Below are 11,624 nucleotides of genomic sequence, written 5' to 3'. Positions count from 1 at the left end.
TTTTGGCCTCGGCCTTGATCACCGGGTTGGCGAGAAACTGGCCCAGCTCCGGCGTAGCCCGCAAAACCTCGGCAATAAAGCGCATATCGGCGGCAAAAGTGTCCAGCAATCCCTGGCCTGACCCAAGAGCAATGAGAGCCTCGGCATAGGGATCCACCACCTTCTCAGCCATTGTGCTGCTGATCATACCTTTCTCCTCCTTGAGAGTTAGCGGGCAATCATTTGGATCCCTTTCTCGATCAGGCTGCGGTGGGTCTCTTCGTTGAGGTGCTGCGGCAGCTCCTGCTCCACCTTGCTCAAGGCTTGGCGAACGATCTGCCGACGCAACTCCTGAAAAACCCGCTCCTGCTCGCTGGACAACTCTTTCTCGGCATTGGCCCGCAGCCGCTCAACTTCCCGCTCCGCCTGCTCCAACAACTCTTGCCGACGGGCTTCGGCGTTGGCTTCCGCCTGCTTGCGGATACGTTCAGCCTCCTGCTGAGCCTGGGCCAGCTTTTGCTGCTCCTCCGCCAGCTTCTCGATGGCTTCCTGTTTGCGCTGCTCCGCTTGCCGCAGTTCTTCTAGGATCCCCTCCCGCCGCTTGGCCAGGGCTTCTCCCACCACTTTGCGACCCAAGATAAACAGCAAGGTGAGAATGATCGCGATGTTGATCAGGTTGCTCTCGAGAATCTTGGCCAAGAGATCCCCCTCTCCTGCCTTGGCTTCTGGGAGTAGCTCCGTGGTCTCGGCCACAGCCAAGATCCAACCGGCCACCCAACTCCACACAGGCATCGCAAGCTCCTCCAAAAGTACTTCCAACCAGCGATCTAACGAGCACTGCCCAACAGTTTCTGGGTAATCTGGGCGGCAATGGCATCCACCTGCTGCTGCAGCTGTTCGAGGGCTGCCTGCTTCTCTTGCTCGACCTGTAGCCGCGCCGCCTCCAGCTTCTGCTGGATCTCTGACTGCACAGCAGCCAGTTTCTCGGAACGAATGCGAGCAGCTGCAGCCTCTGCCTCAGCGATCACCTGCTGGGCTTGCAAGCGGGCCTGGCTGATCTCAGACTCATACTGTCGGGTCAACGACACCGCCTTGTCCAACCGCTCTTGGGCTTCCGCTTGAGTGGTGCGGATGTAGTCGCTGCGGCTGTCGATAGCCCGCGTAACCGGCTCATAGAAGAGGGAGTTGAGCACTGCCACCAACAGCAAAAACTGAATGGCAATCAGGGGCAGGGTGGCATCCAGATCGAAAAGACCACCTTTTTCAGCCGCTTCAACAGCCAATAGAGTTTGGAAGAGCATGGGTGTTATGACCCCAACAGAAACTTAGGTCTACCGTCAGGCCGGGTTGGGGGGCGGATATGGCTCACCTCGGCCATTGCTGCGGCCCGCCCCCGTAGGACACTAGGCGAAGGGGTTGGCAAACAAGAGCACCAAAGCCACCACCAAGCCGTAGATGGTCAGAGCTTCCATGAAGGCCAGGCTAACCAGCAGGTTGCCGCGGATCTTGTCTTCCGCCTCAGGTTGGCGGGCCACCCCTTCCATCGCAGCAGCAGCGGCGTTCCCCTGTCCGATCCCAGGACCCAGGGATCCCAGACCAATGGCCAGAGCAGCAGCCAGAACAGAAGCAGCAGAGGTTAACGGATCCATAGTGAGATGCTCCTTGGTGATTGACACAACAACAACGTCTCTTGAGCTTCAGAGGTGATCGGGTCTGATACACTACAGCCTCAAATCACTCCCTTGTCGGCGGCTTTCAGAACCAATCTGTCAGCCCCAACAAACCTTACCAAAAGAAGGGATCCCTTGCGCTGGCCCACTTGAGATGATCCTCCGTGAAAAGGCCAAGATGATCGGCCAAACAGCGGGATCAATCGTGGTGATCCCCTCCTCCATGACCTTCCAGCGCCTCTCCAATGTAAGCTGCCGAGAGGGTTGAGAAGATCAAAGCCTGAATTGCCCCCGTAAACAGAAACAAAATCATCACCGGCACTGGGATAAACAGAGGCACCAGCAACACCAACACCGCAATCACCAGCTCTTCTGCCAGGATGTTGCCGAATAGACGGAAACTCAGGGAGAGGGGCTTGGTGAAATCTTCTAAAACGTTGATGGGCAGCAGAATCGGGGTAGGCTCAATGTATTTTTTGAAGTAAGACAGCCCCCGCTTGCTGATGCCGGCCACGAAATACATGATGCTGGTGAGCAGCGCCAACCCGGCAGTGGTGTTGATGTCGTTGGTGGGGGAGGCCAACTCCCCTTCCGGCAGGGGAATTAACTTCCAGGGGAAGAGGTTGCCCATCCAGTTGGAGACGAAGATGAACAGGAACAAGGTGCCGACATAGGGTACCCAGGGCCGGAAGTTTTTCTCGCCAATCTGGGCACGGGCAATGCTCTGCACAAATTCCAGGGCATACTCGACAAAGTTTTGCAGACCAGCCGGCTCCCGCTGCAGTTGACGGGTGCCCAAGATAACCACCGTCAAGATCAGGGCAATGGCGATCCAGCTGGCGATCAAAACCTGCCCGTGAACCGTGAATTTGCCCAGGTGCCAGTAAAGGTGATGGCCGACCTCGAGTTCTGCCAAAAGAGGAGGAGAGGAGAAGGACAGGTTCATGGGCATCACACAGAAGAAGATGAACGGGTCAAGGTCTGGACAAGATGAATGAGCAGGGTGACCTTGTAGGTCATGAACCCCAGGAAAATGGGCAATATCTGTAAAGACTTCACCTGAGTGGCTAAAACGATCAGCCCGACAAACAGAGCCAAACGCGTCACCCCCAAACGGTTGCGGCTTTTGCCCAGCTCCGCTACGCCGCGGCCCAGCATGCGCAGATAAACCACGCCAACAACCGACCCCAGCAAGTAGTTGGCAGCTACCCCCAGAGAGTAAACCAGGGCCACTCCCACGGCAATGGCCAGACTTACCCCCAAGGTAACCAGCACCAGCCATAGCTGCAGCGCTTCATAGCTCCCGCTGCCAGCAACTGCTGCCCCCCTAGCTCCACCCTTCACCTTCCTCGCCAAATCGGGCTTCCCCAGGGCAAGGGGTGGCTCTGACGCAACTGGATCCCCTGTCTCTTCCTCCCGCTTCGGAGAAGGAGGTGCATTCTCCAAGGGAGGCAGTGGTCTGGGCTTCCACTGGGTCGCCTTCCAACGGGTAGAACTGTGAGAGAGGAGTCTGGAAGAACGGGCCATGGTTTCGAGGTCATGCCTCTCAAGGTTTGACCTTAACCCAAGATAACACGATTAAGTAACAATACTTAATGAGATTAAGTTGGGCCAAGGTCTGAAGGAGACTCCGCTGGTCGCTCAGACAGGCAGCTGGCCTTCCGAACGACAGGGATACTCCTCTGAGGAGCTAGCTAAGAATCTACCACTTTCGGGGATCGGTAGCGGCAAAATGGAAAACTTTCTGAAAGCTGTCTGGTGTAAAGTTTTGCTGGGGATGGTCAGCAGGCGTTAACATTCCGTAACTCTCTGTGTCCCGTCCTGGATCCCCCAGGTTTCATATACTAAGGGGCAGGAGTGGCAGAGGGTGAGGATGACTCCCCAGAGTTGGCTGGTGGATGCAATCTGGCTGGACTACCGCTTGGCAGTGGCGCTGACGGTGGTGATGCCATTGCTGCTGCTGATTTGGGCTTTTGCGGTGGGGTTGCGGCCCTTGATTCAGCTATTGATCGTTTATTGGCGGGTATCGAGCCTCTTGGCGGTGACGGTGTACCTGATGATTGGGGGCCTGCCCGTCAGCTTTCTCAGTGGAGCAATGGCGCGGCTGTTGATCTTGGTTTGTCTTTGGTTTTGGCGGGACTGGAGTGCTGCTCTCGAGCAGTCGAGAACCTGGGCGGCGCGAGCCTTTTTGCTCTGGCGGTGGGGCCTGACTGGTTATATGGGGGCCGGGATCCTCTTTTCGGGGGCCTTTGTGCCCTGTGCTTTCCGCACTTCTCTGCCAGAGGAGTGCCGGGCTTGGTTTGGGCCACCGCTGGGGTTTCGGGAGATCTTCCATCCCAATGTATCGCCGGAGCTGCTGGGGAGCGTGGGGGCCTGGGGGCTGGTGGCCTACCTGCTCTACAGCCTCTACTTTGTCTGGCGGCTGCGACCCGGAACTGATAAGGGGGAACTGGAAGCATGAGGGCCCTGCCTTGGCCCTTGGCCTTGGAGCGCTATAGCCAAGACCACCCGCAAGAGGTGCTGCGGGTGGAGGTAGAAAGCGAGGGAGAGTCTGATCTGGTGCTGATCTACCGCGGCTACAGCAGCTCCTTGCGCCGACCCACTCCCCCCGATCCCGAAGCGGCGGTGATCCCTCCCCAGGCCCGCTTTTTGCAGTTGGAGCGCTTGGCTGCCCCCTATCACCCCGATCGCTCACGGGTTCTGGCTGTCTATCGCAACTGGGGAGAGCTAACAGCATGGCTGGCCCAAGAAGGGATCCCAGTGACGGAGTAAGGGATCCCTGGCACCTACCGCCCCACAGGACTGGGTTGCCGCTGGAGGATGGTGTATTCTGCCGGCTGCAAAAGCGAACGTCCTGTCATTTCGGGGGGCTGAGGCAGGCCCAAGATCTCCAGCAGGGTGGGGGCCACATCAGCCAAAGTGCCGTTGGAGCGCAACTTGACATCGCCGCCACAGCCGGGGATTTTACGCCTTTCCCCCTCCACCAGAATGCAGGGAACGGGGTTGGTGGTGTGAGCGGTCCAGGGGTTGCCCTGGTCGTCCCACATCTGCTCGGCGTTGCCGTGATCCGCCAGGATCAAAGTAGTGCCTCCCGCATCTACCACTGCCGCCAGCAGCCGGCCCAAACAGCGATCCACCGTTTCCAGGGCGCGGATGGTGGCTTCGTAGTTGCCGGTGTGACCTACCATGTCGGGGTTGGCATAGTTGAGCACCACCAGGCTGTATTCGCGGCGGGCGATGGCCTCTATCGCCTTGTCGGTCACTTCCACTGCCGACATCTCCGGCGCCTGGTCGTAGGTGGTCACCAGCGGGCTTTGCACCAGGATGCGATCTTCGCCGGGGAAGGGCTGCTCAATGCCGCCGTTGAAGAAGTAGGTGACATGGGCGTATTTTTCCGTCTCAGCAATGCGCAATTGCTTGAGGCCGGCCTCGCTCACCACTTGGCCCAGCAGGTGATCCAGGTTCTGCGGCTTGAAAAGCACCTGCACCGGCAGCTCCGCCTCGTACTGAGTCATGGTGATGAAGGTGAGATCCGGCAGCAAGGGGCGCTGAAAGCCTGAGAAATCTGGGCAGACAAAGGCTTGGGTAAGTTGGCGGGCGCGATCTGGGCGGAAGTTGAAGAAAAGCACCGCATCTCCCGGCTGCACAGCCCCCGGAGCCAGGCGGGTGGGCGGGATGAACTCATCTGTGAGATCCTGGGCATAGAAAGCTTCCATCACCTCCGCGGCGCTTTGTCCACGGCCAGGGCCGTCTTGGGTCATGATCTCGTAGGCCTTTTGGGTGCGCTCCCAACGGCGATCCCGATCCATGGCGTAGTAGCGTCCGCTCAGGGTGGCGATGACGCCATTGCCCAGCCATTGCAGCTCTTTTTCCAGGGCGGCCAGAACCCTGGCACCATCGCGGGGCAAGGTGTCGCGGCCATCGGTGATGGCGTGGACATAGGCCGGAATCTCAGCCTGGGCCGCCAGCTTGAGCAACCCATAGAGATGGTCGATGTGGGAGTGAACCCCCCCCTCGGAGCAAAGGCCAACGAAGTGAAAACGGCCCCCTCGCTCTCTGAGCTGGCGACAAACTTGCATCAACAAGGGATCCTGGAAGAGGGATCCTGTCTCTATCGCGTCGCTGATGCGCACCAATTCCTGCGGCACCACCCGCCCTGCCCCCAAGGTCAGGTGCCCAACTTCAGAGTTGCCCATCTGTCCTGCCGGCAGGCCCACGGCCCGACCCGAAGCTTGCAGCAGGGTGTGGGGATAGGCAGCCCAAAGGCTATCCAGGACAGGGGTTTCCGCAGCCAGCACCGCGTTGCCATCGAGAGCATCCCGATAACCCCAGCCATCCAGGATCACCAAAACCACAGGTGCTACCGATTGCGAATCCATGAAATGGCCTCTCGTTTTATTTAAGACATAATACCAGCCCAGGCAACACGATACCGGATCTTACATTTGCGCTCAAGATTTCAGTATTATCAATCTTCTTTTGAGAGGATAAGGAAGTGCCTGCACAGGCAGGATGGAGTCTTTAGAGCCAACTCCTATGGACAACTGTGCTGCGGTCAAGAGTATTTCTGCGGATGAAATTGCAGATGGGATCCTCAGGGGCTGGGCTGCAACCGTTTGCGCAGAGACTCCGAGCGCCGCTTAGCAATGGCATTTCGGGGATCCAACTTCAGGGCAGTTTCGTAAGCTTCCAAGCTTGGGCCATAGAGATTTTTCTTCTCATAGGCATGGGCCAGATTGTTCCAAGCAGTTACATAACCGGGATCCGCAGCCACGGCATCCTTGTAGTAACGGATGGCCAAGTCGTACTGCCCCTGGCTGAAGTAGGCAAAACCGAGGGCGTTGCAGACGGGGGGAATGTTCTCCCCGGCCACTTCTAGGGCTTTTTTAAGCTGGGCAACCGCCTGGTCGTAGAGGCCTTTTTGCAAATAGACGCTGCCCAACTCGTAGTGCTCCTGCGGGGATCCCTTGCCTTTGATCAGGCGGGGCTGCAGCTCACGGATGACCTTTTCCTGGGCCCGTACCCGCAGCACCTCCCGCAGGACAAAGAAGCCCGCCACGCCGAGGATACTGGCCAGAGCCACCAAATACAGGAGGGGAACGTTAACGCCCATTTTGCTTGATCCACTTGCCTGTGACTGGCCTCGCTGGCGTCACGCCTGCAGGTGAGCCTCGATAAACCAAAGATCTTTGTCAATCTGGCGCGAGATCTCGGTGAACAGGTCTGCTGTGTCGGCATCCCCCAGTTCGGTGGTGCGGTCAATGTTGCGGCGGACGGAAGCTGCATATTGAGCGTAACGGGCTGCCAAAGCCTGCAGGTGATCCCGACCCTCTTCAGCGGCCAGATCGTACTCCGGCAAGGTGGAGGTTTGGGCAATGATGCGAGCCGTGCCGCGGGCGATGCCCCCCAGCGCCGTAACCCGTTCCGCCAGCATGTCCACGTAGTTTTCCAGGGTGCTGGCAAAAGTGTCGAACATCTCGTGCAAGGCGATGAAGTGCATGCCTTTAACGTTCCAGTGGGCCTGTTTCACCTGCGTCTTCAGATCCAACGTGTCTGCCAAGGACTGGTTGAGCAGCTCCACCAGTTGCGCGCGAGCCTCTGCCGGCAAGTCGATCCGGGTGGGGTACAAACGGGTTTTCTCGGCGGTAACCATGGCCAACCTCCTAACTGTGTTTCCATTATCGGGGATCCGCTTCGGCTTCCCAACTGAGCCCATAGTAACACAAACTCAAAATGAGTATGAGTTAGGGGGCTACTTACCGATGCAGAAGCGGCTGAAAATCTGATCCAGCACTGATTCCGAGATCTCCTCGCCAGTGATCTGGCCAAGGGCATGCAGGGCGCCCCGTAGGTCGATGCTCCAAAAGTCCAGGGGGAGCTGAGCTTGGATGGCCTGCCCCACCTGTTCCAGGCTGGCTTGGGCTTGTTGGAGGGCAGCGGCCTGCCGCTGGTTCAGGCTTATCTCCAGATTGGGCTGGGGACGTCCCTGGGTGACGAGCTGCTCCAGGGCTCTTTCCAGCTCCGGGATCCCTTTCCCTTGGGCGGCAACGGCGGGGACGCGGTGGGCAATCTCGGGGGGGAGGGGGATCCGCTCTGGCGGGGCGAGGTCGGTTTTGTTGATCACCAGGATGAGGGGGCGATGGCGGATCGACTCGTAGATGGCGGCGTCGGCAGCCGTCCAGCCCGCTTGGGCGTCGATGACCAGCACCAGCACATCGGCAGCCTGAGCTAGGCGTTGGGAGCGCTCCACCCCCAGCCGTTCCACCGGATCTTCGGTGGCGCGGATGCCGGCAGTGTCCAGGAGCTGGACGGGGATCCCTTTTACCACCAGGTGGGATTCCACCACGTCGCGGGTGGTGCCGGGCAGATCGGTGACGATGGCGCGATCCTGTCCTGACCAAGCATTGAGCAGGCTGGACTTGCCCACATTGGGCCTCCCGACAATGGCCACCTTCACCCCGGTGCGCAGCAGTTGTCCCCGTTCTGCCGTGGCCAGCAGGGCTTGCATCTGGGCTTGAATAGCTTGGAGCCGGGCCTGCCAAGCAGCAACATCCAAGGGGGGCAGATCCTCTTCAAAGTCGAGGCGAGCCTCAATTTCTGCCAACAAACCCAGCAGCTCCTGGCGCAGGGCGCGAATGGATCCCCCTAACTTACCCTGCAAGCCTGCTAGGGCCATCCGGGCCGCCTGAGGGGAGCGGGCCGCCACCAGATCGGCCACACTCTCGGCCTGGGTGAGGTCAATGCGGCCATTCAGAAAAGCGCGCAGGCTAAACTCCCCCGGCTGGGCCAACCGCGCCCCCTGCCGCAGGCATTGTTGCAACGTGGCCTGAACCACCATGATGCCACCGTGGCAATGCAGCTCTGCCACATCTTCGCGGGTGTAGGAGCGGGGGGCTTGCATCCAAACGGCCAGCGCTTCGTCTAGAATTTGGCCTTTCTCATCGTGGATCCAGCCGTAGAGGAGCCGATGGCTCTCCCAGACTGCGTTGCGGCGGGCAGGGGTGAAGATGGCTTGGACAATGGAAAGGGATCGTGACCCGGAAAGGCGCACAATCCCCACGCTGCCCTGTTCAGGCACCACCGCAGTGGCAATGGCAGCGATCGTATCGGCCAGGGGCGCAGTCGGATCCATCCTAAACAAAGCCCTGAGGGAGTTCGAGCAGCCGTTGGATTACAGCTCGGCATCCACTGGATTACAAATCGACATTCAAGTTAAAAAGCCACGCCCTCAGGCTGAGGGCAAGGTAGCCTGACAGTGGAAACAACGCTCCTCCCAGTCTTTATGAAGCCGCTACGCACGTTTAAGGTCACTCCCTACCTGCCTACTCCGCTGGAAAGTCTGCGCTTGTTGGCTTACAACCTGCATTTTAGTTGGAACGTAGAAACCCGCAGCCTATTCCGGCGCATGGATCCCGATCTGTGGGATGCCTGTGCCCACAACCCGGTGGCTCTTCTGGGTCGGATCCGGCAGGAACGGCTGGATGAATTGGCGGAGGATCCCGGCTTTTTGGCCCAGTTGGAACGGGCCAGCCAACAACTGCAGAGCTACCTGCAGGAAGACACTTGGTACCGCAAGTATCGTTCGGCCCAAGCGGTGGAAGGGGAGTGCTACGCTTATTTTTCGGCAGAGTTTGGTTTGGCGGATTGTCTACCCCTCTACTCAGGCGGCTTGGGGGTTTTGGCCGGGGATCACCTCAAGGCGGCCAGCGACCTGGGCTTGCCCCTGGTGGGTGTGGGCTTGCTCTACCAAAAGGGGTATTTCCGCCAGTACCTCAACCCCGACGGCTGGCAGCAGGAACGCTACCCAGTTAACGATTTCTTTAACATGCCCCTGGAGCTGCAGAGAGATGCGGAGGGCCGCGAAATTCGCATTGAGGTGGATTATCCCAACCGCAAGGTGTTCGCCCGCATTTGGAAGGTGACGGTGGGGAGGGTGCCCCTGTATCTTCTGGACACCAACATCGAGCCCAACAGCCAGTACGACCAAGACATCACCGATGAGCTGTACGGCGGCGACCAAGATCTGCGCATCCACCAGGAGATCATGCTGGGGATCGGCGGCGTGCGGGCTTTGCGCGCCCTTGGGATCCATCCCACCGTCTACCACATGAACGAAGGGCACTCGGCCTTTTTGGCAGTAGAGCGGATTCGCCTGTTGATGGTGGAGCAGGGGCTGAGCTTTGAAGAGGCCTGGCAGGTGGCCAAGTCCAGCCAGATGTTTACCACCCACACGTCGGTGCCCGCCGGGATCGACCTATTCCCGCCCGACAAGATCGATTACTACCTCGGCTTCTACTACAGCCAGATGGGCCTGAGCCGGGAGCGCTTTTTGGCTTTGGGACGGGAAAATACTGGCGACTTCCAATCTCCCTTCAGCATGGCAGTGCTGGCCATCAACATGGCCTCTTTTGTGAACGGTGTGAGCAAGCTGCATGGGGCGGTTTCCCGCAAGATGTTCAGCCGGCTGTGGCCTGGGATCCCGCTGGAAGAAGTGCCGATTACTTCCATCACCAACGGGGTACATGTCCGCACCTGGGTGGGGGAGGAGAACCAAGCCCTCTACGACCGCTACCTGGGGCCGGATTGGGCAGAGGCTCCTCCTTCGGATCCCCTCTGGCAAAAGGTGGATCGGATTCCGGATGGGGAATTGTGGCGGGCCCACGAGCGCAGCCGCTCCCGCCTGATTAACTTTACCCGCGAGCGCTTGATGGAACAGCTCCAGAAACGGGCTGCCTCAGCGGCTGAGATCCAACGGGCCTCTGAGGCCCTCAACCCGGAGGTGCTTACCATTGGGTTTGCCCGCCGCTTTGCCACCTACAAGCGGGCCACCCTTTTGTTCCACAACCTGGAACGGCTCAAGGCTTTGCTCAACCATCCTCAGTACCCGATGCAGTTTATCTTTGCCGGCAAGGCCCACCCCCGCGACATACCCGGCAAAGAGCTGATCCGCCAGATCGTGCAGGTGTCGCGGCAGCCGGAGTTTCGCCAGCGCTTGGTTTTCATTGAGGACTACGACATGTATGTCACCAGCTTGATGGTGGCCGGGGTGGATGTGTGGCTGAACAACCCCTTGCGCCCCCGGGAGGCCAGCGGCACCAGTGGCATGAAGGCGGCAGCCAACGGTGGACAGAACCTCAGTATTTTGGACGGCTGGTGGGACGAGGCTGACTATTACCAGACCGGCTGGCCCATTGGCCGCGGTGAGGAGTATGAGGATCGCGCCTATCAAGATGAGGTGGAGTCGAATGCCCTCTACGACCTGCTGGAACAAGAGGTTGCCCCTCTCTTCTACCAGCGCGGCAGCGATGGCCTACCCCATCAGTGGATCCAGCGCATGAAGCAGGCGATTCGCCTCAATTGCCCCCAGTTCAGCACGCAGCGCATGGTGTTGGAGTACGTCCAGCGAGCCTACATTCCTCTCAGCAACTACTTCGACCGCATGCGCCGTGACCACTTCGAGTCGGCCCGCCAGTTCGTTCGTTGGCAAAACCACCTGCAGGAGCACTGGTACAACATCCAGGTTCTCAACGTCCAGATCGAAACCCCGAAGAAAGCTGCCGCTGCCGGCCTTGCCTTGGCACAGGATGACCAAGTGGTGATGGCCAGGGATCCCCTCACCGTGACGGTGGAAGTGCGGCTGGGATCCCTGCAACCTCAGGATGTGATCGTGCAAGCTTACCAGGGGCCGGTCAAGGATGATGGCCAGATTCAGAAAGGACAGGCAATCTCCCTGCGCTATGTGGAGACGGTGGAGGATCGGGCCATCTTTTCCGGCCAGATTTGCTATGAGGCCAGCGGCTTGCAAGGGTTAGCCATCCGCTTGCTGCCCTTTCACCCCGATATGCACGATCCCTATGAGCTGCGGTTGATGCTCTGGGCGTGACATACTCCCATCACTGACCCTACGGGTACAGTGTGGGCTTCTCGCTTCATCGGGGAGCCTACGCAAGAACCCTCTGCGAGCAGACACGGGAT

At 59.1% G+C, this 11,624-nt stretch carries 13 protein-coding genes; 3 read left to right on the top strand and 10 right to left on the bottom strand.

Features of this window, described 5'->3' with window-relative positions:
• From NW815_RS01585 to NW815_RS01560, 6 genes are all read right to left on the bottom strand, one after another.
• The coding region (locus tag NW815_RS01585; RefSeq protein WP_414415645.1) for a F0F1 ATP synthase subunit delta at positions 1 to 187 on the bottom strand (187 nt) is incomplete at its 3' end.
• Between the two features lie 20 nt (positions 188 to 207).
• Positions 208 to 771 (bottom strand): F0F1 ATP synthase subunit B, encoded by a 564-nt coding sequence (locus NW815_RS01580; RefSeq protein ID WP_414349845.1) that lies wholly within the window; start codon positions 769 to 771, stop codon positions 208 to 210.
• A gap of 35 nt (positions 772 to 806) precedes the next feature.
• Positions 807 to 1,280, bottom strand: coding sequence for a F0F1 ATP synthase subunit B' (locus NW815_RS01575; RefSeq protein WP_414388770.1), 474 nt, complete (start codon positions 1,278 to 1,280; stop codon positions 807 to 809).
• 102 nt (positions 1,281 to 1,382) lie between these two features.
• Complete coding sequence (gene atpE, locus NW815_RS01570; RefSeq protein WP_235280127.1) at positions 1,383 to 1,628, bottom strand: ATP synthase F0 subunit C; 246 nt, start codon at positions 1,626 to 1,628, stop codon at positions 1,383 to 1,385.
• 220 nt (positions 1,629 to 1,848) lie between these two features.
• The gene (atpB, locus tag NW815_RS01565) at positions 1,849 to 2,595 is read right to left on the bottom strand and encodes a F0F1 ATP synthase subunit A (protein ID WP_414330483.1); all 747 of its coding nucleotides are present in this window, start codon (positions 2,593 to 2,595) and stop codon (positions 1,849 to 1,851) included.
• Between the two features lie 5 nt (positions 2,596 to 2,600).
• Positions 2,601 to 3,005: a hypothetical protein gene (locus tag NW815_RS01560; RefSeq protein WP_414388769.1), complete on the bottom strand. Its 405-nt coding sequence runs from the start codon at positions 3,003 to 3,005 to the stop codon at positions 2,601 to 2,603.
• 517 nt (positions 3,006 to 3,522) lie between these two features.
• On the opposite strand from NW815_RS01560, the gene NW815_RS01555 reads away from it, so the two are divergent.
• A complete protein-coding gene (locus NW815_RS01555) occupies positions 3,523 to 4,110 on the top strand; it encodes a DUF3177 family protein (protein ID WP_011434226.1) in 588 nt (195 codons plus the stop codon).
• Positions 4,107 to 4,421 (top strand): hypothetical protein, encoded by a 315-nt coding sequence (locus NW815_RS01550; RefSeq protein ID WP_414330481.1) that lies wholly within the window; start codon positions 4,107 to 4,109, stop codon positions 4,419 to 4,421. The genes NW815_RS01555 and NW815_RS01550 overlap by 4 nt, the downstream gene beginning before the upstream one ends.
• Positions 4,422 to 4,435: 14 nt before the next feature.
• On the opposite strand, the gene gpmI is transcribed toward NW815_RS01550, so the two are convergent.
• The 4 genes from gpmI to mnmE form a co-directional block, all read right to left on the bottom strand.
• Positions 4,436 to 6,028: a 2,3-bisphosphoglycerate-independent phosphoglycerate mutase gene (gpmI, locus tag NW815_RS01545; protein ID WP_414389225.1), complete on the bottom strand. Its 1,593-nt coding sequence runs from the start codon at positions 6,026 to 6,028 to the stop codon at positions 4,436 to 4,438.
• A gap of 215 nt (positions 6,029 to 6,243) precedes the next feature.
• Positions 6,244 to 6,762 (bottom strand): tetratricopeptide repeat protein, encoded by a 519-nt coding sequence (locus tag NW815_RS01540; protein ID WP_414389223.1) that lies wholly within the window; start codon positions 6,760 to 6,762, stop codon positions 6,244 to 6,246.
• Positions 6,763 to 6,801: 39 nt separating this feature from the next.
• Complete coding sequence (dps, locus tag NW815_RS01535; protein ID WP_414389222.1) at positions 6,802 to 7,302, bottom strand: DNA starvation/stationary phase protection protein Dps; 501 nt, start codon at positions 7,300 to 7,302, stop codon at positions 6,802 to 6,804.
• Between the two features lie 99 nt (positions 7,303 to 7,401).
• Positions 7,402 to 8,781 (bottom strand): tRNA uridine-5-carboxymethylaminomethyl(34) synthesis GTPase MnmE, encoded by a 1,380-nt coding sequence (gene mnmE, locus NW815_RS01530; RefSeq protein ID WP_414415644.1) that lies wholly within the window; start codon positions 8,779 to 8,781, stop codon positions 7,402 to 7,404.
• 150 nt (positions 8,782 to 8,931) lie between these two features.
• Between mnmE and glgP the strand changes: the two genes are divergently transcribed.
• Positions 8,932 to 11,532 carry an alpha-glucan family phosphorylase gene (gene glgP, locus NW815_RS01525; RefSeq protein ID WP_414389499.1) on the top strand — a complete coding sequence of 867 codons (2,601 nt, stop codon included), beginning with the start codon at positions 8,932 to 8,934 and terminating at the stop codon, positions 11,530 to 11,532.
• Positions 11,533 to 11,624: the final 92 nt, after the last annotated feature.

It is taken from the genome of Synechococcus sp. R6-7 (assembly GCF_047461695.1).
Classification (GTDB): domain Bacteria; phylum Cyanobacteriota; class Cyanobacteriia; order Thermostichales; family Thermostichaceae; genus Thermostichus.
The sequence above is the reverse complement of the archived record's forward strand: the minus strand, read 5'-3'. Positions and strand labels throughout refer to the sequence as shown.

What these genes read in the sequence shown, in the direction of transcription:
- gpmI (WP_414389225.1), bottom strand. Translation starts at nt 6,028, where the DNA reads ATGGATTCGCAATCGGTAGCACCTGTGGTTTTGGTGATCCTGGATGGC.
- atpE (WP_235280127.1), bottom strand. Translation starts at nt 1,628, where the DNA reads ATGGATCCGTTAACCTCTGCTGCTTCTGTTCTGGCTGCTGCTCTGGCC.
- NW815_RS01555 (WP_011434226.1), top strand. Translation starts at nt 3,523, where the DNA reads ATGACTCCCCAGAGTTGGCTGGTGGATGCAATCTGGCTGGACTACCGC.
- NW815_RS01575 (WP_414388770.1), bottom strand. Translation starts at nt 1,280, where the DNA reads ATGCTCTTCCAAACTCTATTGGCTGTTGAAGCGGCTGAAAAAGGTGGT.
- atpB (WP_414330483.1), bottom strand. Translation starts at nt 2,595, where the DNA reads ATGAACCTGTCCTTCTCCTCTCCTCCTCTTTTGGCAGAACTCGAGGTC.
- NW815_RS01540 (WP_414389223.1), bottom strand. Translation starts at nt 6,762, where the DNA reads ATGGGCGTTAACGTTCCCCTCCTGTATTTGGTGGCTCTGGCCAGTATC.
- NW815_RS01550 (WP_414330481.1), top strand. Translation starts at nt 4,107, where the DNA reads ATGAGGGCCCTGCCTTGGCCCTTGGCCTTGGAGCGCTATAGCCAAGAC.
- NW815_RS01580 (WP_414349845.1), bottom strand. Translation starts at nt 771, where the DNA reads ATGCCTGTGTGGAGTTGGGTGGCCGGTTGGATCTTGGCTGTGGCCGAG.
- dps (WP_414389222.1), bottom strand. Translation starts at nt 7,302, where the DNA reads ATGGTTACCGCCGAGAAAACCCGTTTGTACCCCACCCGGATCGACTTG.
- glgP (WP_414389499.1), top strand. Translation starts at nt 8,932, where the DNA reads ATGAAGCCGCTACGCACGTTTAAGGTCACTCCCTACCTGCCTACTCCG.
- mnmE (WP_414415644.1), bottom strand. Translation starts at nt 8,781, where the DNA reads ATGGATCCGACTGCGCCCCTGGCCGATACGATCGCTGCCATTGCCACT.